The 23,212-nt window shown below is 68.3% G+C and carries 22 protein-coding genes and 1 tRNA gene; 9 read left to right on the forward strand and 14 right to left on the reverse strand.

Translation table 11 applies throughout. The features are described 5' to 3' along the window. Positions 1-11 precede the first annotated feature (11 nt). The gene (locus tag ACIBQZ_RS40895; protein ID WP_396094346.1) at positions 12-944 is read right to left on the reverse strand and encodes an AraC family transcriptional regulator; all 933 of its coding nucleotides are present in this window, start codon (positions 942-944) and stop codon (positions 12-14) included. A 443-nt stretch (positions 945-1,387) separates the two neighbouring features. Then, positions 1,388-1,819: an SsgA family sporulation/cell division regulator gene (locus ACIBQZ_RS40900; protein ID WP_020514863.1), complete on the reverse strand. Its 432-nt coding sequence runs from the start codon at positions 1,817-1,819 to the stop codon at positions 1,388-1,390. A 317-nt stretch (positions 1,820-2,136) separates the two neighbouring features. Between ACIBQZ_RS40900 and ACIBQZ_RS40905 the strand changes: the two genes are divergently transcribed. The 3 genes from ACIBQZ_RS40905 to ACIBQZ_RS40915 all read left to right on the forward strand — a co-directional run bounded on the left by ACIBQZ_RS40905 (position 2,137) and on the right by ACIBQZ_RS40915 (position 2,982). Then, complete coding sequence (locus ACIBQZ_RS40905) at positions 2,137-2,550, forward strand: TIGR02611 family protein (RefSeq protein ID WP_396094347.1); 414 nt, start codon at positions 2,137-2,139, stop codon at positions 2,548-2,550. 60 nt (positions 2,551-2,610) lie between these two features. Then, positions 2,611-2,682 (forward strand) — tRNA-Val (locus ACIBQZ_RS40910). A gap of 54 nt (positions 2,683-2,736) precedes the next feature. Further along, positions 2,737-2,982 (forward strand): response regulator transcription factor, encoded by a 246-nt coding sequence (locus ACIBQZ_RS40915; RefSeq protein WP_396094366.1) that lies wholly within the window; start codon positions 2,737-2,739, stop codon positions 2,980-2,982. On the opposite strand, the gene ACIBQZ_RS40920 is transcribed toward ACIBQZ_RS40915, so the two are convergent. Then, on the reverse strand, positions 2,868-4,079 hold the full coding sequence (locus ACIBQZ_RS40920) for a monooxygenase (protein ID WP_396094348.1): 1,212 nt from the start codon (positions 4,077-4,079) through the stop codon (positions 2,868-2,870). The genes ACIBQZ_RS40915 and ACIBQZ_RS40920 overlap by 115 nt on opposite strands. 451 nt (positions 4,080-4,530) lie before the next feature. Between ACIBQZ_RS40920 and ACIBQZ_RS40925 the strand changes: the two genes are divergently transcribed. Continuing rightward, positions 4,531-6,528, forward strand: coding sequence for an MMPL family transporter (locus ACIBQZ_RS40925; protein WP_396094349.1), 1,998 nt, complete (start codon positions 4,531-4,533; stop codon positions 6,526-6,528). A gap of 363 nt (positions 6,529-6,891) precedes the next feature. On the opposite strand, the gene ACIBQZ_RS40930 is transcribed toward ACIBQZ_RS40925, so the two are convergent. The 5 genes from ACIBQZ_RS40930 to ACIBQZ_RS40950 all read right to left on the reverse strand — a co-directional run bounded on the left by ACIBQZ_RS40930 (position 6,892) and on the right by ACIBQZ_RS40950 (position 12,334). Beyond that, entirely contained in the window at positions 6,892-8,343 is a 1,452-nt protein-coding gene (locus ACIBQZ_RS40930; RefSeq protein WP_396094350.1) for an ATP-binding protein, read from the reverse strand. Then, the gene (locus ACIBQZ_RS40935) at positions 8,340-9,023 is read right to left on the reverse strand and encodes a response regulator transcription factor (protein WP_396094351.1); all 684 of its coding nucleotides are present in this window, start codon (positions 9,021-9,023) and stop codon (positions 8,340-8,342) included. The genes ACIBQZ_RS40930 and ACIBQZ_RS40935 overlap by 4 nt, the downstream gene beginning before the upstream one ends. 553 nt (positions 9,024-9,576) lie before the next feature. Further along, positions 9,577-10,356 (reverse strand): hypothetical protein, encoded by a 780-nt coding sequence (locus ACIBQZ_RS40940; RefSeq protein ID WP_396094352.1) that lies wholly within the window; start codon positions 10,354-10,356, stop codon positions 9,577-9,579. 304 nt (positions 10,357-10,660) lie between these two features. Beyond that, on the reverse strand, positions 10,661-11,716 hold the full coding sequence (locus ACIBQZ_RS40945; protein ID WP_396094353.1) for a hypothetical protein: 1,056 nt from the start codon (positions 11,714-11,716) through the stop codon (positions 10,661-10,663). A 297-nt stretch (positions 11,717-12,013) separates the two neighbouring features. Further along, positions 12,014-12,334, reverse strand: a complete 321-nt coding sequence (locus ACIBQZ_RS40950; protein WP_396094354.1) for a hypothetical protein — start codon at positions 12,332-12,334, stop codon at positions 12,014-12,016. Positions 12,335-12,765: 431 nt separating this feature from the next. Here ACIBQZ_RS40950 and ACIBQZ_RS40955 point away from each other — a divergent pair, with 431 nt between their 5' ends. Beyond that, the gene (locus ACIBQZ_RS40955) at positions 12,766-14,040 is read left to right on the forward strand and encodes a Clp protease N-terminal domain-containing protein (RefSeq protein ID WP_396094355.1); all 1,275 of its coding nucleotides are present in this window, start codon (positions 12,766-12,768) and stop codon (positions 14,038-14,040) included. A 151-nt stretch (positions 14,041-14,191) separates the two neighbouring features. On the opposite strand, the gene ACIBQZ_RS40960 is transcribed toward ACIBQZ_RS40955, so the two are convergent. The 3 genes from ACIBQZ_RS40960 to ACIBQZ_RS40970 are packed head-to-tail and all read right to left on the reverse strand — an operon-like array spanning position 14,192 to position 16,172. Further along, positions 14,192-14,653: a nuclear transport factor 2 family protein gene (locus tag ACIBQZ_RS40960; protein ID WP_396094356.1), complete on the reverse strand. Its 462-nt coding sequence runs from the start codon at positions 14,651-14,653 to the stop codon at positions 14,192-14,194. Beyond that, positions 14,583-15,605 carry a pyridoxamine 5'-phosphate oxidase family protein gene (locus tag ACIBQZ_RS40965; protein WP_396094357.1) on the reverse strand — a complete coding sequence of 341 codons (1,023 nt, stop codon included), beginning with the start codon at positions 15,603-15,605 and terminating at the stop codon, positions 14,583-14,585. The genes ACIBQZ_RS40960 and ACIBQZ_RS40965 overlap by 71 nt, the downstream gene beginning before the upstream one ends. A 27-nt stretch (positions 15,606-15,632) precedes the next feature. Further along, positions 15,633-16,172: a carboxymuconolactone decarboxylase family protein gene (locus ACIBQZ_RS40970; RefSeq protein ID WP_396094358.1), complete on the reverse strand. Its 540-nt coding sequence runs from the start codon at positions 16,170-16,172 to the stop codon at positions 15,633-15,635. A 105-nt stretch (positions 16,173-16,277) separates the two neighbouring features. Between ACIBQZ_RS40970 and ACIBQZ_RS40975 the strand changes: the two genes are divergently transcribed. Continuing rightward, positions 16,278-16,883 (forward strand): CGNR zinc finger domain-containing protein, encoded by a 606-nt coding sequence (locus ACIBQZ_RS40975; protein ID WP_396094359.1) that lies wholly within the window; start codon positions 16,278-16,280, stop codon positions 16,881-16,883. 447 nt (positions 16,884-17,330) lie between these two features. Here the strand turns inward: ACIBQZ_RS40975 and ACIBQZ_RS40980 are convergent, their stop codons facing one another. Continuing rightward, the gene (locus ACIBQZ_RS40980; protein ID WP_396094360.1) at positions 17,331-17,726 is read right to left on the reverse strand and encodes a hypothetical protein; all 396 of its coding nucleotides are present in this window, start codon (positions 17,724-17,726) and stop codon (positions 17,331-17,333) included. Positions 17,727-17,757: 31 nt separating this feature from the next. Beyond that, positions 17,758-19,767, reverse strand: a complete 2,010-nt coding sequence (locus ACIBQZ_RS40985; RefSeq protein ID WP_396094361.1) for a hypothetical protein — start codon at positions 19,765-19,767, stop codon at positions 17,758-17,760. A 391-nt stretch (positions 19,768-20,158) separates the two neighbouring features. Between ACIBQZ_RS40985 and ACIBQZ_RS40990 the strand changes: the two genes are divergently transcribed. From ACIBQZ_RS40990 to ACIBQZ_RS41000, 3 genes are all read left to right on the forward strand, one after another. Then, entirely contained in the window at positions 20,159-20,398 is a 240-nt protein-coding gene (locus ACIBQZ_RS40990) for a hypothetical protein (RefSeq protein WP_396094362.1), read from the forward strand. Between the two features lie 226 nt (positions 20,399-20,624). Beyond that, the gene (locus tag ACIBQZ_RS40995) at positions 20,625-21,923 is read left to right on the forward strand and encodes a serine hydrolase domain-containing protein (RefSeq protein ID WP_396094363.1); all 1,299 of its coding nucleotides are present in this window, start codon (positions 20,625-20,627) and stop codon (positions 21,921-21,923) included. A gap of 194 nt (positions 21,924-22,117) precedes the next feature. Next, positions 22,118-22,408 (forward strand): hypothetical protein, encoded by a 291-nt coding sequence (locus ACIBQZ_RS41000; RefSeq protein ID WP_396094364.1) that lies wholly within the window; start codon positions 22,118-22,120, stop codon positions 22,406-22,408. A gap of 195 nt (positions 22,409-22,603) precedes the next feature. On the opposite strand, the gene ACIBQZ_RS41005 is transcribed toward ACIBQZ_RS41000, so the two are convergent. Continuing rightward, on the reverse strand, positions 22,604-23,212 hold a 609-nt coding region (locus ACIBQZ_RS41005; protein ID WP_396094365.1), incomplete at its 5' end, for a cupin domain-containing protein.

A 23,212-nucleotide genomic window follows, 5' to 3' on the forward strand; every position in this document is an offset into this window, starting at 1 on the left:
GGGCATCACCGTCAGTCAGCGGCCAGTCGCTGGACCGGGACCCGGGCGCCGATGTCGGCCACGTCGTCGGCCACCTGATCGGGCATCGCCGCCGCGGCGCCGGCCCGGAAGGCGCCCGGGCTGAGCCCCGCCTCGCGGTGGAAGAAGCGCCCGAAGTTGGTCGGCTCGCCGAAGCCGAGCCGCCGGCCGATCTCCGCCACGGACAGGTCGGTGCAGGCCAGCAGCCGTTGCGCCTCCAGCGCGACCCGGTCGTCGACGACCTGTTTGGCGGTGCGGCCGGTGACGGCGAGGCAGGCCCGGGTCAGCGTGCGCACCGAGCAGCCGAGCCGGGCGGCGTAGTCCTCGACCCGGCGGCTGTGCGGATGGCCGTCCTCCAGGTCGCGGCGGAACCGCGCGAAGGTCCGGCCCTCCGCGCTGGTGGTGCCGGCGAACCGGTCGTTGCCGGCGCCCAGCAACGCGATCCGCAGCAGCAGGACCGCGAGCTGGTGGCGCAGCAGCGCGGCGGCGACCGCGCCGGAGGTGTGCCGGGTGCAGTCGACCCCGAGCTGGGCGACCTCGGTGATCACCGCATCCTCGTCCTCGCCGGCCAGCTGCCAGCTGCTCGGCCCGGGAAGATCGTCCACCGGTACGCCGGTGACGTCGGCGGCCGAGAGCAGCGCGCGCTCCCAGGAGACCAGGGTGGCGTCCAGTCCCGGCTCGACGCCGAAGCGCACCGCCTGCCCGGGCCGGATCCACAGCAGGGTGCCGGGCCGGCATCGCTGGACCGCGAAGTCGATCTCAACCGTGCCGTGCCCGGCGGTGGTCAGCGCCAGCAGGTGGTGCGGCAGCCGGCGCGGCGCCGGGTGCGGCATCGCCAGATCGGTCCCGGACAGCGTGAACGTGCCCACGCCCGCCCAGTTCGGGGCGGGTGCGGACCTGCTCGGGCGCGCGGTGGAGGTGACCATCGAGCCGACCGTATCGGGCCTTGACCAGGGATGCACGTGTGAGTGCCGGTGCCGGCCGATATCGGCGCCGCGGCGGAGAAATCAAGGGGCAAATCAGACATAAAGAGCGTTCGGTGGTGCTATTCGCTTTCCGCCCGGGATTCGGCTTTAACCCGTCGTCTGTCCGTTTCGGCTCGCGGGTGCCGGTCCGTTTCGGCTGGCGGGGGAGTGGTGTCCGTTTCGGGTCACGGGCGTCTGTCCGTTTCGGGTGGTGTGCGTGCGGTGTCCGTTTCAGCTGTCAAGCGTCTGTCTGTTTCGGCTGGCGGACGGGTGTCCGTTTCGGCGCGCGGGCGTCGGTGCGTTTCGGGTCGTGAGCGTCTGTGCGTTTCGGGTCGTGGGCAGGAAAAGGGCGACCCGCGCGGACCGGCAGTGTCCGCGCGGGTCGCCCCGGTAATTCCTGTCGCCTATCGGCCGGCCAGCAGCCGGTTGACCGCGGCGTCCACGTCCAGGTGCTCGGACTCCCGGCCCCGCGGCACCACGACATAGGTGCGTCGCAGGAACCGGACCAGGACACTGCGCGGTACTTCGAACAGTGCGTTGCCGTCTGGTGACGACAGCGCGAGGGCCACGAAGTCGCCCCGCGGCGTGGCCCACGGCCACACCCGGACGTCCCCGATACCCGCCGGCTCATCGAGCCCGGTCACGAGCAGTTCCCGTGCGAAGGACCAGCTAACGGCTTCCCCACCGGCTGATTCCGCGTGGAACAACACGTGCACTGCATACGGGTCGGCTGGGTCGTACCGCAGACTGGCGCGCACGGGCAGAGCCGTGGCATCTGGCGCTACGAGCCGCAGCGAGGTTTCGACCTCGACGGTCGTTGGACGAATGGTACTCATGGACGAACTCCCCCCGGCACCGCTGCGAGGCTGGTGAACCCCGCGTTTCCCATACTCAGGTGATCCCTGTCATTACGCTCCGCCATACGCTGATCTCACCCAGTAGTGGGAAGACGGTTCCGATAAGCTCTCCGAACGAGGCGTTAAACGGTATCTTGTCCTGTTCTGCCCATGTACTCGGTTCCGCCCGGCGTCGGGTGGTCCAGCAGTTGACTCACTCCGGTAACGTCCATTCCTCCCGGGTAGTGACGGGGGCGGGGAACACTAGGGGATGAAATGACCGGGAGCCCGCGATCTTTGCCGCGAAAGTGAACGAGATGTCCCAATCCGAGCCCCTGACCGAAGAACGCTCACATCGCGGCGTACTGGACCGCATCCGCAGCAACCCGTCCGGCCACCTGGCGCTGAAGATCGGCGTCGGCGTGCTGGGCGCGATCGTGGTGGCGGTCGGCATCGTGCTGATCCCGTTCCCCGGCCCCGGCTGGGCGATCGTGATCCTGGGCCTGGCGATCTGGGCGATCGAGTTCCACTGGGCCCGCCGGCTGCTGCACTTCACCAAGAAGCACGTCCAGTCCTGGACCCACTGGGTGCTGCGCCAATCCCTGCCGATGCGCGCCCTGATCGGCACGGCGGGCTTCATCTTCATCTCGGCGGTGGTCTGGCTCTCGGTCAAACTGACCATGGACGTCGACCTGGCCGCACTGACCTGGAACTTCCTCGCCGGAGCCTGACGCGCCGGGACCCTGGTTCGCGCGAGCGGGCCAGGGTCCGGTACAGTCTGACTCCGTTGAGGGCGATTAGCTCAGCGGGAGAGCGCTCCGTTCACACCGGAGAGGTCACTGGTTCGATCCCAGTATCGCCCACATATTTCCGCAGGTCAGGCGGCTGTCCGCCGACCAATCCGTAGAAGGCTCCCGATATCCGGGAGCCTCACCAACGGCGAGATCGCGCAAGGGTTCACGCTGTCGGAGTCGACGGTGAAGACCCACGTCGGGCGGGTCCTCGCCAAGATCGGCGCACGGGACCGGATCCAGGCGGTCATCCTCGCCTACAACCTGAGACTTACCCGGCCGGTCCAGCCTGTCATCTCGCGCGTCCGTCGAGGGCGCGACCGTAGTACCGGCCGCTCCGCTGCCGGGTCCGCCTGCAGCCACACCACGTAGCGGGGCGGCAGCTTCTTCAGCTGCGGCAGCTGTCTGCGCAGTCTCGCGTCGTGCGTACACGTCACCCGCAGCGTGTCCCCCGGACCGATCTCCACCGGCGACGGCAGCTTCATCAGCCGCTGGTTGTCGAAGTCGAACTGCGGCACGTCCAGCACGACCCTGGCGTTCGGCGTACCCGGGTTGAGTTCGACCTTGATGGCCCGCCCGAGCAGATGCATGTGGCCGAAACCGGCGAACAGCGTCATCGGCGCCGGCACCTTCTGGTCGCAGGTCTGGGTGTTACCGGGCTTCGGCACGCCGCCCGGGTTGCATTCCTCCACCTGACGGTCCGCCGACTCGCCGACATCCGGTCCGAACCGCTTCGTCACGTCCGCGATCGAGGCCGCCCGGTCACAGCGCGGACCCGACTCGTCGGCGGCGCAGGGCAGGTCGGTCGGCGCGTCGAGCGACCACGTTTCGAGTTCCCGGGTCTGGGGCGTGCCGTCCGTCAGCCGCAGCTGCACCGCCGAGCGATCCGACCCGGTCGGTTTGCCGTCGGTCGCGAGCAGGCTGTAGTGGATCTGGAGGATGACCAGGCTGCCCGGCCCCAGCCTGACGCCGATGTCCTGGGTGAACAGGGTCTCCGTGGCGCCCGGCGCCCAGGTGTCCACCCACGTCGCGCCCTGGTCGTCGCCCTCCACGTCGGCGCCGGTCCCGCCGGTCCCGCCGAAACACTGCCAGCCGAGGCCGGGCGTCTTCGCGTCCTGCTTACGCACCAGGGCGGCGCGGTCCGACGGCACCGCGTACACGATGGCGTGGTGCGCGATGGCGACGTTCTCCGGTGCGAATTGGGTCCCGGTCACGAACGCCGTCTTGGTCAGGCCCGGATCGATCACCTGGCACCGGTACTCGTCCGTGCCGCCGCCCTCCGGCGCCGCAGGCGTGTAGGCCTCGGCCATCTTCAGGTCCAGGAACCGCTCGCCGGCACGCAGCGACTGCGGTGGAGCCGACGACGCGCCCGCGTGCATGCTGTGCGGGCCGGCAGCTGGGAGCGCCGCACTGTTGTCGGCCTCCGACCCGCAAGCGGCGACAGCAGCGAACGCTGTCACCAGCGTCATGGCGCCCGCCGTGAACTTCCACCGTGGACTGTCAGATCTCCTCATAGCCCGGACGCTAGGACAGATCCCGTCTTTTCGTCGTACCGCGGTCGTCATCGCCGAGAGGGAGGCGGTACCGCGGTACTACTCCCGGAGCGCCGTTCCCGCACGAGAGCCGTGCCGCGTTGCTCATCCGGTCCGACGGCTGTGTCGCCTGGGCCTTGCCGACCGGTCTGATCACCGGATTAACGGTCGTCTCAGATTCGCTCGGTACGAAGTTGGCCTCAGACAAGCGATGCAACCCGTCAGGAGGCTATTGATGTCAGTCAACGCAGCGCCGCCCAGAGAAGCGCCGGCCGGTCGGTGGGCGGGCCGGTGGGTGCCGTGGTTGGTGATCGGCTTGTGGTTGGTGCTGGCGGCGGTCATGGTGCCGTTGAGCGGAAAGTTGAGCTCGGTCACCACCGACAGAGCCGTGGACCTCCTGCCGGCAGGTGCCGAGTCCACCAAGGTGGCGGCGCTGGAGGACAGCCTGCCCGGCGGTGAGGACAACACGTTCGTCTTCGTGTACCACCGTGCCGGCGGCGTGACCGACGCCGACCGCGCGACGGTCGAGCGCCACTACAACACCCTAGCCAAGCGGTACCCGCCGAAGCTGGCGGCCCCGGCCGGCGAGGAGGACGAGGGCCCACCGACGAGCCGCTCCACCGACGGCAAGGCGATGATGTTCACGCTCGACGTGAGCACGACCTACGGCGCACCGGAGGACCTCGTCGGCCCGTTGCGTGACGCCGCGAAGGACCGCCCCGCCGGCCTGGAACTCGAGGTGACCGGCCCGGCCGCGATCGACGGCGACATGGACGCCGTCTTCGACGGCATCGACCTGCAGGTCTTCCTCACCACCGTCATCGTCGTCACGCTCCTGCTCATCCTCACCTACCGCAGCCCGGTGTTGTGGTTCATCCCGCTGATGGCCGTGGGCGCGGCCGCAATGACCGCGATGGCGACCGTCTACCTGCTCGTCAAGGGCTTCGGCATCGTGGTCAACAACCAGAACTCGGCGCTGCTGACGATCCTGGTGTTCGGCGTCGGCACGGACTACGCGCTGCTGCTCATCTCCCGATATCGGGAGGCACTGCACCACCACGAGAACGTCCGGGTCGCGATGATCCACGCGCTGCGCGGGGCGGCGCCGGCGATCGTCGCGTCCGCGGCCACCGTGGTCGCCGGCCTGCTCTGCCTGCTCGTCGCCGACCTGAACAGCACCAGCGGGTTGGGCCCGATCGGTGCGGCCGGCATCCTGTGCGCGCTGGTGGCCATGCTGACGCTGTTCCCGGCGGTGCTCGTGGTGCTCGGCAGGCGGATCTTCTGGCCGGCCATCCCACGGTTCAGCACGGCCGTGCAGGAGAAGCCGGGGCTGTGGGGACGGCTCGGCGCCGCCATCAGCCGCCGCCGGTGGGTGGCGACGCTCGGCTCGCTCGGAGTCCTCGGCGTGCTCGCCATCGGGCTGGCGGGCAACACCGGCGCCCTGCGGGAGCAGGACCAGTTCCTGTCCGCGCCGGAGTCGGTCACCGGCTTCACCGTTGTCCGTCAGCACTTCCCGGAACTCGGCGGCATGCCGATGACGATCTACACGCGGCCGGCGTACCAGGTGCGGGTCCTCGACGTCGTCAAGGGCACCCCCGGCGTGGCCCAGGTCTTCCCGGGTGAGACCAAGGCTGGCTGGGTCGACATCTCCGTGTTCCCGAAGGATGCGCCGGACACCGTCGCTGAGTACGACACGATCAAGCGGGTGCGCACCGCCGTGCACGCGGTGAGCGGGGCGGAGGCGATCGTCGGCGGGCCGAGTGCGGAGAACCTCGACACCGAGGTGACCACCAGGCGCGACGAGAAGTTGGTGATCCCGCTGGTGCTCGCCGTCGTCCTGATCGTGCTCGGGCTGCTGCTGCGCGCGATCGTAGCCCCGCTGGTCCTGATGGCCACCGTGGTCGTCTCGTTCGCCGCGGCCTTCGGCGGCAGCGTGTTTGTCTTCGACACGATCCTCGGGTTCAAAGGTGTCGACTATTCGGTGCCGCTGTTGGCATTTCTGTTCCTGGTGGCGCTCGGCGTCGACTACAACATCTTCCTGACCAGCCGGGCCCGGGAGGAGACCGCGCGTCTCGGCACCGGAGAGGGCATGCTCAAAGCCCTCTCCGCCACCGGTGGCGTCATCACCTCGGCAGGCCTGGTCCTGGCGGCCACGTTCGCGGTCCTCGTCTCACTTCCGCTGGTGATGCTGATCGAGGTCGGATTCCTGGTCGCCTTCGGCGTGCTGCTCGACGCCCTGCTGGTGCGGTCGGTCCTGGTGCCCGCCCTCACCCTGCTGATCGGCCGGCGGATCTGGTGGCCGAGCCGGCTGTCCCGTCCAGCGGCGGGGGCGCCGATCGGTCGACGCTCGCTCGCCGACGAGGAGGAGCCCGCGCTGCAACGGTGAGCACAGTGGCACGGACGAGATCCGGGACGGGCATCCAGCCCGTCCCGTGTCCTTTCGTGGGCCCGACGGCCGCCGCCCTCCGGTCCCGCGTGACGCGCCGGGGCTGGGGTCGGCGCATCGCGGTGTCCTGCCCGGTTGTGGGCCGCTGTCCTGCGCCGTGCGGCCGGGGCCGGGTCGCCGCAGCGCGGTGTCCTGCCCCGGCGGTGGGCTGCGCGGGGCGATGCCCGAGGGTCGCCGTCCGTTGTCCTTGGCCGCGCCGCCGGGCGGGTCAGTGCACCGCGGTGTCCTGCCCCCGGCGGTGGGCCGCGCGGGGCGATGCCCGAGGGTCGCCGTCCCCTGTCCTTGGCCGCGCCGCCGGGCGGGTCAGTGCACCGCGGTGTCCTCCCCGGCGGTGGGCCGCGCGATCGGCGCGGGCGGGGCCGTAGTCGGAAGGTCGACCCGGAGCAGCGCGCCACCGCGTGCGGATCGGCCGGCGGTGGCCCGGCCGCCGTGGGCGTGGACGACCCGCTGCACGATCGACAGCCCCAGACCGGATCCCGGCAACCCCCGGGCACTGTCGGCACGGTAGAACCGGTCGAACACCCGCGGTACGTCAACCGCATCGATGCCCGGCCCGGCGTCGTCGACCTCGAGCACCGCCGACGCGCCCTCGGCACGCAGCCGGACCTGGACCGGCTGGTCCGCGGGCGACCACTTGCCGGCGTTGTCGATGAGGTTCAGCACCGCCCGCTGGAGCGCAGCGGGACGCCCGCTCACCCACATCGAGGTCACGTCGAGCGCGACCTCGATGTCAGGCACGCGCGAACGCGCCCGGGTCGCGGCGGCCACCACCACGTCGGCGAGGTCGAGCAGCTCGGTGCTCTCGTCGCTGAGGTCACCGCGCGCCACCTCGGTCAGCTCGGCGGCCAGGGTGCTCAACTCGGCCACCTGGGTGCCGAGATCGTTGAGCAACCGATTCCGGCTCTCCGCCGACAGTGCGCTGTGCAGGGTGCCGCGCCGATCGAGCCGGATCAGCAGCTCGACGTTGAGGCGCAGGCTGGTGAGCGGGGTCTTGAGCTCGTGGGCGGCGTCCTCGGCGAGCAGCCGCTGGGCCCGCCGGGAGTCCCGGAGCGCGGCGAGCATGTCGTTGATCGCCTGGACCAGCCGCCGGATCTCCCCACCGCCCTCATCCGGGATGTCGGCGTCGAGATCCCGGGTGCGCGCGACACGTACGGCGGCGGCGGTCAGCCGGTCGATCGGTGCCAGCCCGGTCCGCGCCACGGTCCGTCCGACAAGGGCGCCGCCGACCACGCAGAGCAGCCCGATCAGCAGCATGCCGAACCCGAACTGGTTGATCGGGCTGTCGTCGGCGACGCGGGCCACCTGGACCGCGCCGTCGCCCACCCGCAGCGTGTAGATGATGTAGCCGTCTTCGTCGCTGTCGCCCGACTCCATCAGGTCCGCCGACGCGCCCTGCGCCACGCGCCCAGCGAGCTCACTGACCGTGGGCAGCGCGGCTTGGCCGGCCGGCGTCCGGGTCGAGCCGTCGGGCAGGATGACCCGCACCAGCCGCCCGGATCCGGGATACGGCGGTAGCTCTACCTGCGCCAGACCGCCGCGCTCCGCGCTCATCGCCAGGACGCGGGAGTCGGCGCGCAGCTGATCCTCGGCGGTGTCCTGCAGCTCCCTGGCCATTAGCTCGCTGGCCACCTGGAAGGACACGAACACGCTGACCGCGATGGCTGTCGCCGCGATCACCGTCATCCTGGTCCGCAGGGACCACCGGCGCCACCAACGGGTCAGCCGGCGCGGTTCCCGGCCGGCGGGTTTGCTCACGGAGGAGTCTCCCGCAACGTGTATCCCAGGCCGCGCAGCGTGTAGATCAATCGCGGTTCACCCTCGGCCTCCATCTTGCGGCGCAGGTAGCTCACGTACACCTGGAGGTTGTTGGCGGTGGCGCTCATGTCGAAGCCCCAGATCGCCTCGAACAGCGCGTCGCGGGTCAAGACCCGGGTCGCGTTGCGCACGAGAACCTCCAGCAGGGAGAACTCGGTCCGGGTCAAGCGCAGCGACCGCCCGCCACGCCACGCCTCGAACCTGTCGGGATCGACCCGGACGTCGGCGAACGACAGGATCTGCGTCTCCAAGCCGGCCGGCGTGCGCCGGCGCAGCAGCGCCCGCACCCGGGCCAGCAACTCCTCGGTGGCGAACGGCTTGGGCAGGTAGTCGTCGGCGCCCGCGTCGAGCCCCGCGACCCGGTCGGAGACCTGGTCACGGGCGGTCAGCATCAGCACCGGCAGATCCCGACCCGCGGCCCGCAACCGCCGGCAGGTCTCCAACCCGCCGAGGCGAGGCATCATCACGTCGAGGATCAGCAGATCCAGCGCGTCACCGCCCGCCCCACCGACCCCGTCGAGCACGGCGAGACCGTTGGCGACGGTGCTGGTGTCGTAACCCTCGACCTGGAGCACCCGCTCCAGCGAATCACGGATCGCCCCGTCATCATCCGCGATCATGATCCGCACGCCGGCCCGCCCCCTTCCCGTCGATGCTTTGCCGCTCATCCTCCCCGATCAACCTGAAGCCAGGATTAGAACCGTCGCCTCTGTGACGCCCGCGGGCCGTGCTCCTACGGATGCCTGAGCTCAGGCTTGACCACTGACGGGACGGCAACGAACCGTGGGACCGCCGGCACGGATGTTTGCGAGAACGGTGTGCCGGCGCGCCAGGCGCACTACCAGGCCCGCAGGCCGGCGGCGGACTCCGCGCACTGTCATGCCACATCAAGTGCGCGTGGCGAGCCAACCAGGGGGCATTGCTGAGCTCGTGTTGGCGTCCGGGTAGCCGTTGTGGGAGGGCGATGGGGGAGCAGATTGGGAGCAGCGGGTTGCTCCCACCTGCGCTGAACCGCGTTCAACGGCTCTGAGCTGCTCCGAACTGCTTCGCGTCTGTGCAGGTCGTTTGCGGAGTCGTTGGTCAGCGGCTTGATCGCTGACTTTTCGCTCCCCGGGTAACGACCAGGCCCATCTTCGTTCGTTACGGCCGGTGGCTCAGGCGGGCGAGGTCAGTTCACCTCTGGGCGAAGAGCCATTGCTCCAGTTCATCCGGCCACACTTCGCGGTCTTGGTAGGTGGTGGCCTCCTGCGCCCAGCGGGTAAGCAGGCGGCAGTAGCGGTCGTACGTCCCTGCGGGCCAGCGGCCGCCGGTCCGCAGGGAGTTCCAGCCATGGTGGGTCTGCAGGCGGCGGGCTACGCGGGTGTCCAGGATCGGGGCCTGTTTGCTGGCGGTCGCGCCAGGGCTGAAGTAGAGGAACTTGGTGAAGAAGGCCGGTCCGAGGTACTTCACTGCGGTTCGGCGATCGTGCGGGAAGAGGGTCGCGTAGGCGACCTTCGGCAGTTGGTGAGCCTCGCTGGCAGCCGACTCGAGGGCCTCCCGCACAGTTGGCATGCGGGCCGCTACCCACTCCAGGCGCTTGCGGCCCAGCCGTGGTTTTGTGCCGGTTCCCCACGCCAGCGCGTACCAGAGTCGGCGTAGCGTCGCGTCTGGCAGATTCGGGTCGAGCGCCAACATTTCACGGCGGCTGATATCCGCGCGGTCATCCGCTGCCTTCCGGCCTTCTCTGATGCCGATGATGGGGCCGCCCGGGAGCCCCAGATCGACGAGCTGGGCGTTCCACCAGCCGATGTCGACCAGGATCGGCGTGTCCAGCATCGCGGCGCGGCCAAGGCGTCCAGGGCGGCGCCAGTCTTCGGGGAGTGGGAGATCGTCGACGTTCGTAACCGGCACCGTGGTGTCCCTTCTGCGGGAGATGGCGGAACTGTATTCGGTACCCGTCGGGTCGATCGGCATTGGTGGCGGGCGTGTCCGGGGTGGAATGACCGTGTCACCCCGGCTGTTGCGCCGGCGATGCCGCCATGCCGTGCGGACCCACGAGGGGACGTGATGGGCCCGAGGGAACGGCCAACCGGGACTCAGGCATCCCGTAACGCAGATACCGGCGCACCCGCCACGGCGATCACTTCGGCTGGGAAGCGAAGCCCGGCAAGCGCCGAGCGAGGACGACACCACGGACGAGACCGAGCCGCGGACTTCACGGGTCAATCCTGTCTGATCATCCCGTCAGCCGAGGCGGCAGAGCGGTCCAGCCCGTGACCTACTGTTCGGCCGGCACGACAGCGCGGAGGGCAGCGGCATCTGTGACTGGGTAGAGCGCCCACCGTCCGGCCGAGCCCGCACGGGTCAGGAAAGCCTGCAGGCGCCACCGGTCGACGGGCTGATACCAGATCGCCCCGGTCTCGCCGGACTCCAGGAAGCCGTGGTACTCCTCGGCGGCGACCGGTTTGTATTTCTTCCCCGGTGCCTGTGCGGACGGCGTCTCGGTGAAGACCGTCACGACGGCGCCGGCCCGCAGCGCCGCCCGGACCGTGGAGATGTCACCGCCCGCCGGTACTAGCTTCCACCCGTATGCCTGCCCACCGGTCCTTTGCAGTAGGGCGAGGTCCGCGTCGGCGGCCGTGTCTCGGACCCGCTCCCAGAAAGCGTCGTCGGCCGGTGGGAGGCCGGCTGATCCGGGAACGGGTTCCAGGACCCGAACTGGGCTCTTCGGAGCGGTCGCGGTCACCGGAGCGGAGCCGGCCGGAGCGGCTGCGGGCGCCGGGCGAGGAGCCGCTGGCGCTGGAATGCGGGGCTCGGCGATCACTCGGCGGACCCGGTCGCGGATCTGCACGATGCCGATGGCCAGAAGGGCGAGCCCGACGGTCCGGACACCCCAGTGGAGTGCGTTGACACCGAGGGTGGACACGGCCTCGTCCCGGTTGCCGGGCTCCGCGCCGAAGTTGGTCAGCGAGATGAGGACAGTGGCGACAAGCGCCGCGTACCACGCCAGGATCGACCAGTGCCGCACCTGGGTGTCCGGGTTCGACACGAAACGGCGAAGTATGTCCCGACTGCGCCGGCGCCAGCGGTAAAAGCCGCCCACGTAGACGAGGATCAGCAGCAGGTTCACCGTCGCGAGCACATCCGTGTGCTCGACGACCCAGATCAGCCACGGGGAGACCTTGCCGCCGCCGTCGGTCTGCAGGGCGTGCCGCAGAGCCAGATCACTGACCAGGCAGAACACGCTGAACCCGGCCGTAGCGGCGACTGCCAGAAGCAGCGTGACCGTGCCGAGCTCCCAGGAACGTGGTGGCCGTGCGACAGTGCCCGTCATGAAGATTCCCCGTGATCGATGAGTTCGGCGCATCGTAGTCGATCTCTTCGCTATCGATCTTGCGAAGGTGGTGATCCGGTAGGAGGCGCGTCCAGGTGATCGGGCGACGGCGGACTCGAGCGACCATGTGACCAAGGCCCAACGCCCAATGCAGCCCCTCCGCTGTCGAGCTGCCGCATCGACGGGTACAAGATCGTCGGGCAGGCCTGGAACAGATTTGGCATCGTGTTGGTCCGGGCCCGTCATCGGCTCGATGACACCGGCGTCGCCTCGGACCGCGATGGTCAGACCCGGGGATCACCCTTCACGTTGAGGGAAGAGGCTTGATCGGACATTTCCCTCCAGTGCCACCAATCGGTGCTGATGAACGTCCTCCTTGTTGACCGGAAGTTTCGGGAGTTCGCCGGAGAAGGCGCCTGCCTGCTCGGCGAAGGCGGCATCCATTCGCCACAGTTCCGATTCACCGTTGGCCGCCACCCGCCGGAACCATGATGCAGAGTCGCTCAGCTCAGCTCGCTCCCGGAGCAGGACGGCGCTTCCGGCCCGGGTCACCGGTGGAAGGTCGACCACCATGTACGTGCCGATCGCGAGGAAGACACCCAGGCCGAGCAGTCCCAAACCCGCTGGCGTATCTGTTGCCGTGGCCGAGTCTCAGCTATCCGTTGCCGCAGCGATAACGGAGCTGAGCCGCGAGGAGCAACCTGCCCACCGCGACGAAGCAGTACGGGCCGCTGAGTCCGTGACCCGAACCGTCAAGCTGATCGCCGGATTCGACCCTGCCGTTGCTCCGTTCATAGTCGATGCTTGGGAACAGCTCGTCACCAAAGCGGTCACAATCGCTCGCAGCAACACCAACGGAGTTCACCGGCGCGCCACCAGTTGGGGTCCGCGCTAGGAGACTCTGTATGCGTCCCTGTCGATGAACAACAGGTTCGAGCAACTCGGGCACGTTCGCGGCGGGTTGTCCGTGGCTGTGATCGCGCAGGCATGTGCTGCCGGGTCTCGTCTGGTGGCCGGATGTGGCACGATGCCGGCCGAGGTGGTGGACCATGCGGTTGACCGATCAGGCGGGCCGAGCGCTCGTGCTGGCCGCGGAAGCGGCCCACAACCGCGGCGACAGGGCGGTCGGCGGCTATCACGTGCTGCTCGGCCTGGCAGGCGCCGAGGGCAGTGCGCGGCACGTGCTGGGCTCGAGCGCCGAACGCCTTCGCGCCGTACCACCGTCGGCCGCGACGCTGGACGCGGAAGCTTCGGCTGATGTGCGGTTGCCCTCCGTGACAGCCAGGGACATCGTCCACAGTGCCATCGAGCGGGCCAGAGCGTCCGGCCGTGACCAGGCGACGACCGCCGACATCCTCTTCGCCGCCCTTGACCCGGCAGACGGCCCCGGGACGTCGCTGCTGCGCGCCGCGGGCGCTGAACCGGCCATGGTGCGCGCGGCCCTCGCCGAGGGCGATCACAGCGCCTGCTGTCAGGAAACGGGTGTCAGCGAAGTCCGGACGCTCCTGGCGGAGCTGGGATCTCACGCGGACCGCGTGCCCGGGCGCGGGCGCGCCGCCGCCGGCATGGTGGGCGGCCTGATTCCGTACGCTCTGCTGTGGTGCACCGTGCTGGCCATCACCTGGGACACGTCCGGCCCCGAACTGGTCCTCGCCTTGGGGGCGGCAACGGTGCTGCTGTCTGCTCTGCTTGCCCCGGTCCTTCTTCGTCGGCGGTTCCGCCGGTCCCTGGCGTACGCCCCGACGACGCTGCCCGTGCCCGAGAGCATGCGGCCGTTGCTGGATCGTCTCGGACTCCAGCAGCTCGAAGTGCGGATCCAGCCGGCGCCGGCCCAGGACCGGTGTTACCGGCTGGGCCGCCGAGCATGGATCGTGCTCGGGTCAGGTACCGAACGCCACCGCGAGCTGGCGCATTTCGTGCTGTGGCACGAGGTGGCACACCTTGCCCGGCGCGACGGCGCGGCACGGCGGCTCAACGCTCGGGTGGGCGTCGGCCTGGTCGTCGGCGCGCTGGCCAGCTTCGACCTGCGAGCTGCGGCGACCGCCGTCACCGGCACGGCGATGCTCACTGTGGCCGGCCGATGGTGGTCGGAGGCGGCATGCGATCGCATCGCCGTCCGGCAGGCCGGCCCGGCCGCCTTGCACGCCTGGGCGGCAGCCGTCCGTGGCACCCTCGCCGCCCTCCGGCGGCAGAACGAACGCCCCCGCCGGGCGCGGGTGAAGGACCTGCTGACCCACCCACCACTCGCGCTACGCACAGCGTTGCATCCGAACACCAGCCACCAGGACGAGAACAGGGAACACGATCAGGCAGTCACCGTGTGATCCGGACGGCGACGCTCTTCTGGCCATCGGCAGTCGGCATGCTGCCGGGCGACGAGTCCCGTGAGTAGGAAGAGGGCGAGTTCAGGCTGTCCGGGCGGTCTCCCTGGAGCGGTGTATGTCTGCTTCTGGCTTTGCGGTACGGAGATGGTGCTCACCAGATGGGGAAGTCGAGGTCGCGCTCGGATTCTGGGCGGGGGCCGATGATGCGGCGTTCGGATCTGTCGATGTGGTGGTCGTTGATGGATGCCTCGCGTCGGCTCATGAGGCCGTTGGCGGTGAATTCCCATAGCTCGTTGCCGTAGCTGCGCCACCACTGGCCTTCGGTGTCGTGCCATTCGTACTGGAAGCGCACGGCGATACGGTTCTCGCGGAATCCCCACAGGCCCTTGCGGAGTGCGTAATCCTGCTCACGTTCCCATTTGCGGGTCAGGAACTCGATGATCGCCGGGCGGCCGATCAGGTGCACGTCCCGGTTCCGCCACTGTGAGTCGGGCGTGTAGGCCAGGGCGACCTTCTCGGGATCGCGGGTGTTCCAGGCGTCCTCAGCGGCCTGGACCTTGTGCAGGGCGGTTGCCAGGTCGTAGGGCGGGAACGGCAGACGGGATTCGGTCATCGAAATCGGGCCTCTCATCGGTGAGCACGGGATTGCGCGGGTAGGGGTGGTGGGCGACTTCGCGCACCGGGAGCCGACGTGCGGCGGTGAGGCTTGCGAGGTCGAAGCGGACGATGCGGCCGGTGCGCCCGTCGTCGCCGGGCCTTCCGGCCTCGCCCCATTCGGTCCTCGACGTTCCGGACAGGTGCAGGGTGCGGCCGGTGGTGAAGTCGGGGAACAGCAGTGCTGTCTCGGGGCTCACGGCCAGGTTGCCGAGGCTGTTGAAGAGATTGTTGCCGGGATAGTCCGGCCACCACAGTCCGCGTTCGTCGACGCGGACGAAGCCGGGCGGTCCTCCGCGGTGGGAGGCGTCGGCGCCGCGTTGCGGGTGCACGGTGCCGAGCAGGAAGGTGTCGGCTGATCGGATCAAGGCGATGTGTTCCGGTTCTAGCGTGGTGCCGCGACGCGCCACGTCGGTCGCTGCTTGCTCGCGCCTGACGGTGTCGGGGGTGAGCAGGCGTTGCTGGATGTACTGCGGGCAGTTGCCGTAGGCCTGCTCGATGTCGATGACCAGCAGGTCATCGGTGGCGACCGTGAGAGTGCCGTTGATTCGCACCCGGCGTCGCGAGGCGAATTCCACACTTGTCGTGCCGATCTTCTGTCCGGTGGTCATCCCGTGGAGCGGGTCACCTGCCGGGACTCCGCCGTGGACCGCCAGTTCGGTTCCGGATCGGACCTCGAGGAAGCCGGCGGGGCCGGTGAGCGGTGAGGTCCAGAGCCGGCCGGTCTCGTCGCGCCCGGTGATGACGAGCAGAGTCCGCTGGGCGAGGAATCCGGCGATACCGCTGGAGAGCTCTGCCGGTTCCAGCATGCGTGAGAGCCGGGCGGCTTGCTCCCGTACGCCGGCCTGGTGCTGGACGGCCAGCTCGCCGGCGTGGAAGCCCGCGTCGGCGAGCTGGTGCGTCGCAGTCATCGTGTGTCCTTTGCCTGTGAGGTGGGGCTAAATGGTGACGACGGGCCAGTCGTTGTCGACGTCGGCCAGCACGTTGAAGTAGTTGGTGAGGACGTTCAGGGCGAGGTTGGCGACCAGCTCGCCGATCTCCTGGTCGGTGACGCCGACGGCGCGGGCGTCGTTGATCGCGGCGTCGTCGACGTCGCCGGCGTGTTCGGCGATCGCGTTGGAGAGCTTCAGCAGGGCCGCCACGTGCGGGTCCTTGGATTCGGCGCGTCGGGCTGAGTCGAGCTCGGCGGCGTCGACCTTGGCGATGTTGGCGCCGATGTAGGTGTGGGCCGAGAGGCAGTACTCGCAGCCGTTGAGCTGCGCGGTGGCGACCGCGAGACGCTCGCGTACGGCCGCGGGCAGGCTCCCGGAGCCGACCGCAGCGGACAGGGCGAGGTAGCCCTTCAGCAGGGCCGGGCTGTTGGCCATGACTTTGGCCATGTTCGGCACCAGGCCCAGGCCCTTCTGTACCTGGTCGAGCAGGTCTTTGGCGGCGCCCGTAGCGGTCTCGGGCTGAACGGGAGCGATGGTGACGGTCACGTGGACTCTCCTGTTCTAACGGATGATCGTCCGATCACCCGTTAGAAGTTGTACGCGGATGCCCTAACGGATGCAAGCCCAATCTCCCGTGATAAGTTTCATGACGTGGGTGATGCGGCTTCCGAACGCGACTGGGTGCTCCCCGATGAGCCGGTCCCGGTGCGCCTGATGGCCACGATCTGGGCCGACACCGACGGCGTGCACGACGACTTCGCGGCGCCTTCGGACCTGGACGAGTGGCTGGACGCGATCGGCGTCGCCCGCCACGGCATCGCGGCGACGCGGGACGAGTTCCTACGCGCGCGTGCGCTGCGCGATTCCGTCCGCCGGCTCGCAGCCTTCGTCACCGGCGATGAGCGTTCCGCGGCAGTCTCCGCCGTGCCGGACGTGGGGCAGGCGATCGAAACCGTGAACGCCACCGCCCGCGAAACCCCCGTCCTGCGACTGGAGCTGAGGGAGGGCAACCTCGATTTCGGCCCCGAAACCGCGGCCTCACCCGTAACCGGTGGCCTCGCCGAAGTGGCCGCCGAGGCCCAGCGACTCCTGGGCCCGAACAACTCAGTGCTACGCGCCTGCCACGCACCAGGTTGCGTGCTCTACTTCGCAATGACGCACCCACGGCGCGAGTGGTGCTCGGTCGCATGCGGAAACCGCGCCCGCGCGGCCCGCCACTACCAGACCGTCCGCTCGGCGCGTTCAACCCAGCAATGACCCGCGAATACCGTGCGGTGTCCTGCTTCGACGGCGTTGAGCAGTGGTGCGAACGACGTGATCCCGTTCGACTTGGTGTCCACGGTGACCTGGGCGGTGACCGCGACGCGGCAGCTTCAGCACGGTGTCGTGCGCGGTCTCCCGTTCGCTCTCTGAGATGAAATGATCTTGCGATGGCCAGCCTGATTGCGGGGCTGGCGCTGGCAAAGCGTCCCGCGAAGGCTGCACGGGACTATTGACCGATGCCTTCAATCACGGCGAGGGCATCCCGAGCCGACCGGGCTGACTCGTCGTCCCCGAGTCTTTGGTAGATCGAGATACTGCGGCGGGCCTCATCTCGTGCATCGACGAGAATAATCCTCTCCGGCCTGGCCGCACGGGTCTTGCATGGCGACCGTACTTCTCGGCGATGTGCGGGCCCGCTGGCAAACGCTGATTGTCGGCGGGCTACAGGTTGTTGATTCGGGCCAGCAGCTCTGCCTCGGTCAGGTTTTCCAGGACCGCGTCCTGCTTGCGGCCCAGGGCCGCCAGCAGCTTCTCCTTCTCCAGCTTCTTGGCCGCCACAGCCTTCGCCGCCTGGTCCTCCGCGAGGCGGACAGCGATGACGTGCTTGACGACCTCCAGCTTGGCCTCCAAGGTTGACTTGGCCGGATTGGCCTCGGTGGCCACGAACGACTCGGTGTCGACGGTCTTGAGCTCGGCGTTGACCGCCTTGGCCACGTCATCGAGGCTGAAGCCGGACTTGGCGGTCAGCGGAAGCTCCCACAGCTGTTCGGTGGTCAGCAGTCCCTTGGCCGACGGATAGCGGAACTTCTCCCGTGTGGCCTTCTCGAAAATGGTCATGGTGGCCTCTCTGGAATATCTGGGTAGGGAATCAGAACTGGATGCTGATGAGGCGGCGCCGGCCGCCGGTCATGGTCACCTTGGCGGCCACAGAGTTGCGGACCGTGGAGCTGAAGCCGAGGCCGGAAAGCTGATCCTCCGACGGCTCGCACTTGGTGCGGTCGCCGAGAACCTCGAACACCTTGCGGTGCGGTAGCAGGTCGCTGCGGAGGAACTCGTTGTAGATCCCCCGCGTCGGCTGGTCGTTCACGCACCCCTTCAAGATGAAGAAGTAGTGCCGGTTGCCGACCTCGTTGTCATCGAAGTAGTTCGGCGAGTACATGACGGTGGACACCGGTACGAACTGTTCGGTGATGATGCCCCACAATTCCTTGCCCGCACTGCCCGGTTGCACGTCCATACCCGGCTGGAAAGCGGTGATCACCCCGCCGGCAACCGTCATCCGGCCCACCTCGACGGTCTCCTTGTGGCCGACCGCACGCTCGTGGCTGTAGTGCTCGATCTTCCCGTTGCTCTCGGTCTCGATCACGAAGCCCACCTGGGCGCTGTCCCGCTTGCGGTACTGGTTCACCTCGATCCGGTACTCACCGTCGGGGACGCGGTCGGTCCAGGTGACGTTCTCCACCGGCTCGCGGGAGAGCGGCCCGCTGGCATTCATGTCGACGTCCAGCTTGTTACGCTTCTCCTGGTACCAGATGTGGTCGCCGTTGGGTTCGTACACGTGCAGGTCCAGGTCGTCGTGGTTGAACCAGGACAGGCTCACCCGCAGCTTGCCGGTGACGTTGCCGCCGGCCCGCTTGACCTTCTCCCTGATCGAGTCCGTGACGTTGCCCCCGTACGACCAGCCGAAATCGTTGTCCCACTTGAACAACCGCGGAGCAGCCGGGTGCCGGCCGGTGGTGAGGCTGACGAGGTGCGGCTCGTAAGTGTTGGCGACCCACAGGTCGATGGTGGCGGCGCCGGGCAAGATGTCCTTCATGAAGGAGACCACGGGAATCTCCTCCGGCTCGGCGTCGCGAAGGAACGCACCTGACGACCGGTTGGTGGCCGCCTGCATGAGCAGCCCTTCGATGCCCTCCTTCATCCGTGCCTGGGTGTCGTTGTCGACCCACAGCACGTTGGTGACCGACACGTCGGACAGCCGGGCGAACCGCCGCTGCAACGACTCCTCGATGCCCAGCTCGGCAACGGTCCTCATGGCGGCCTTGACCATGCCAGGGGTGATCAGCGCCGTGGGGCGCTGGTAATTCTGCGGCGCCACCTTCGCCTCGAACGACCGGACCGCCTGCTCCAGGTCGACGGCCGCGGAGAGATCCTGGACGAGGGTGCCGATCACCGTGTTGCGCAACCGGGCCGCCGGGTTCAAGGCGTTGGCGAAGACGAAGGCACGTCGGTCGGTCGCCTGCGCCCACCGGCTCTGCAGCGAGCGGAACTCGGTCACCGCCCGGCGATGCTCCGCTCCGCGGTAGAGGGCGTTGTCGTCGATGAGGTCGACAACGGTGTCCAGAGCGTGCCGGGGCAACTCGGCCAGACCACGCTGGAAGACCTGCACCGCGGCGTCGAAGGTGCCCTGTGCCGCGCCGACGTCCTCGATGCGATGCCGCTTCTCGACCCGGGCGTGCAGGTGGTGCCACAACTCGACCTGGCCGTCGCGCAGCGTTCGGGTGGTCTTCGTCCCGTACTGCGCCTGAGCCGACCGGAAGATGGTGGACAACGGCAGCGAAAGAACGAACTCGTCCAGAGCGGCGGCGACGACGGAGAAGACCGGGTCGGATGCCGACACCCCGGACCATACGGTACGGACTCGCCCGTCGTGGATCTCAACGACGTTGCCGAAGTGCTTGATGAAACCGCGGCAGGTCGAGCAGTCGTACTCGGATCGCTCACGGAACCTCGGATTGGTGCCGGCGGGGAAGGACTCGAGAAAGGTGAGCCAGAGCGAGTCCCGGTCGAGACCATCGCCGACGACGTACAACTCGCCCTTGGACATCGTGAACAGACGTGAAGTCACATCTGTCACGAACTGCTGGAAATCCCCCACCGTTTCATCCCCCTTGATCGCCGGAGATCCTACGGAGCGAACGCCAATCGGAGAAACGCGTTTCCGGCTGTCCGCACGGTCACAGACGCGCGCCGGTGGCGGGCGGTCAGTCGACCGGAGCGCGTACGGCGGTGGAGTGCCGGCCCGGCGGTCAACGCGCGCTCGATCAGTGCTCGCTCATGCCGCAGTCCGTGGATGCTGGCCAGCCCGTCGTTCATCACAAACTGCGGACGGCCACAGCGGGTGTTGGCTCCATCATGCTGGGACAGCACCGCGACGAGGTCGGCGCCGGCTGAACGGTGGTCCCTGCTGGCTGCACGCGTGCGGCTCCCAAGACCATCTGGTGGTCCGGGACGGACCCGGCCTCCTGGCCGATCGCATCTTCGTGACCATGACGGACGCCGTGCTGCCGGACGGAATCAACGTGATGCCGTCCCATGCGCTGACGATCGAGGACGTATGCCCGATCGTGGCCCAAGCCGGTTACCGGCTGACCGCGCTGGAGGCCGGGATCGAGATGGCCGATGCCGGCGTCCGGGTCCTGACGATGCGACCGTCGCCTTCCAGCGACGGGCCGATGCCGGTTGCGTGCGTCGCCATCTCCACGCGCACCGCTTCACCGGGACGTTAGTCAGCTGCTCCCGCATCCCGTCAATGTCTGTCCTGGACGAGACCCTGCCGAAGCGGTGCCATCGCCCGGACAGACCACCAGCGACGAGCGGCAGCTGTCGCTCCGGCGCATTGTCATGCCGATGTGAGGATGTCGCTCCTCCTGGCAAGTTGGTCGCGGATATGTATTGCGGGCGTAAGGAAAGCACTTACGGCGCCGCGACGATGGTCGGCTTTCAATGGGTGGCATGACCGCTGCGCGTCACTGGCAGCGCAGGTCTGTCGACCAGGGAAGGGCGATGATCTTGTATTCGGATGCTGTACGTGGTGTCGATCGGCGGCGGATGTTGAAATGGGGCGGTGCGGCGGTCGCCGGCGTGCCGCTGGTGGGCGCTGGGATCGGTCACGGCGACTGGCTCCCCACCGGCTCGTCAGGGCACGACAGGATCCCGCCGGAGGCCTTGCCCGGGGGAGCCTACGACCGGTACGTGGCGGAGCTGGCCGCTGCCGGCGAGTTCTCCGGTGTGGTGTTGCTGTCGCACCGGGGCCGGACGGTGCTTTCCCGCAGTTATGGCATGGCCGACAAGGAGAAGGGAGTCCGCAACCGTGAGGGCACGGCGTTCAACCTCAGCTCGGCGGGCAAGCCGTTCTACGCGGTGGCCATTCTGCAGTTGGCGCAGCAGGGTGAGCTGCAGCTGACGGACACGGTGGGCAAATACCTGTCGGGCTTCCCCCAGGACGTCGCCAAGCAGGTGACCATTCACCACCTGCTCTCCGGCACGTCCGGGCTGGACTCCCCGGCCGAGGACGTGCGACGCGTCTTCCAGAGCCGAGACGAGGTGCACGCGTACTACCAGCAACGGGCCCGGCAGGCGCGTCTGATTGCCATGCCGGGCATTCCCGACACCGCCCACGCGGAGGCGGAGGTCACCATTTCCGCGCTGCTCGTGGAGGCCGTGACTGGCACGACGTATTGGGACTACGTCCGGGAACACATCTTCAAGCGCTGTGGCATGACCGGCTCGGCGTTCTACACCAGACCACAGTGGCTCACCGACGCGAACATCGCTCACCCCTACATGACGCTGGCCGACGGCAGCCGGGTGGACGCCATCCGCAATCTGGACAAGGGCAGCCCGCGCACGGAAACACTGGGCAAGAACCCGGGCCGCGCCTTCATCGATGCCCCCGGCGACGGCGGCTTCGCCAGCGCGTTGGATCTGGTTCGGTTCGCCCATGGGCTGAGTGACGGAACGGTCCTGGACCGGCCCTGGGCGGACGTACTCACCGCAGCCAAGTTCCCGCTTGGCCCGGCGGGGTTCAGCACGTACGGGCCTCCAGCCTCCATCGTCGGCGGCCAGTGGACGTACGGGCGCGGCGGCGGAAGTCCCGGTATCGGCGCCAACTGGAACATCTACCCGGATACAGGCTGGGTCGGTGTCATCCTCACCAACCGCGACGACGTGCCATTGGTGGAGATGATCGGACGGGAGACGCAGGCCATCACCGGAGTAGCGCCGGAGCCCGACGGCGGGCCGGGTGGCTGAGGCGGTCCGGCAGCGTTTCCTTTAACGGCTCGGGTTCCGAGACGGCAATAGGCCCTGAACAGCCGAGGACAGCAGTCCGGCTTCGCGGAAGCTCTGAACGGTGCGGTTTACTCTCATGCCGCGATGAGCATGCAGAACACGGCACGGTCGATAAATCCTTCGTGGGTCTCCGTGGACTCCGATAGGCTGGGCTGATGATCAATATGGCGGTGCGTGGTGACAGTGGCAACGTCGTCGCCTCCGCTAAAGCCGGGGTGGAGTGGACGGCTGGCTTCGCGGATCTGGACCCTGCGGAGTTCCCGATGCTCTGGGCACTAACGCCGTATGGGGATGCGGTCTTCAATCAAAGGCAGGTACCACTCCTGCTGGCGGAACTTGACCAGCTTCCTGCCAATTTGGGCGGTGACTGGGTCGCTCAGGCCATTGAGCTGTGCCGGGTCGTCGAACGCGGGCTGCACCTGTATCTGTGGTTCATCGGCGATTGACTCAAATCAGTCTGCCCTCAGCTGCCCAGTCGGAGTCTGCTGCGGGCCCAGAGCTTTCCAGTCGATAGTGCCGTTCTTGACGGAGTGGGTCCGTGGCGCGGGTGCTCGCCACAGCGGCGCACAATGGCGTGGTTCTCAAATAAAATGCCTACTTACCTGTCCGCCACTCGAACGCATTGTTCTGCCGCGGCAAGTTCAGAGGCTGTCGGTTTCATATCGGCCGCGTAGCTCCGAGAGCAGGTCGACGGTGAGTTCGGTGCCGGCGGCCACTGCGGCGTGGACGTCGCGGAAGTACTGTTCATATCCCGGCGGGGTGTACATGCAAAGGGCCCGGACCGGCGTGTCGTCGCTGGCATTGCGGAAGCCGTGCACCGAGCCACGGCTTGCCGCTACCAGGTCTGAAGGGCCGAGCACGATCTCGCTGTCGTTGGTTGTCACCGTCAGCTCGCCCGACAGGACGTAGAAGTATTCGTCGTGGCCCCGGTGGATGTGCGGTCGCGCGCCCAGCGTGGCCGGCGGCACGGTGAATTCTTCAAGGCCGAGGCGGCCATCCGTGTGCTCGCCGGTCAGTTTGAAAAGGTGCAGTACTCCGGCCGCTGGTATCGGCTCGCCGTCCGCGGCCCGTACCACCACGGCAGGCACCGAGGGTCGATTCGTCATGAAGCGAGTCTGCCAAAGTTCGCTCAGGACGCGCTGGTCGGAGTCAGGTGGCTCTTCGAAGTTAAGCGGGGTTGAGGTGTCCGCGGTGGCGGCGGGTGGTGGCTGCGCGGGTGCGTAGTCGTTGGTTTTTGGGGTTGCGGAATC

The organism is Actinoplanes sp. NPDC049599, assembly GCF_044465625.1.
Taxonomy (GTDB): Bacteria; Actinomycetota; Actinomycetes; order Mycobacteriales; family Micromonosporaceae; genus Actinoplanes.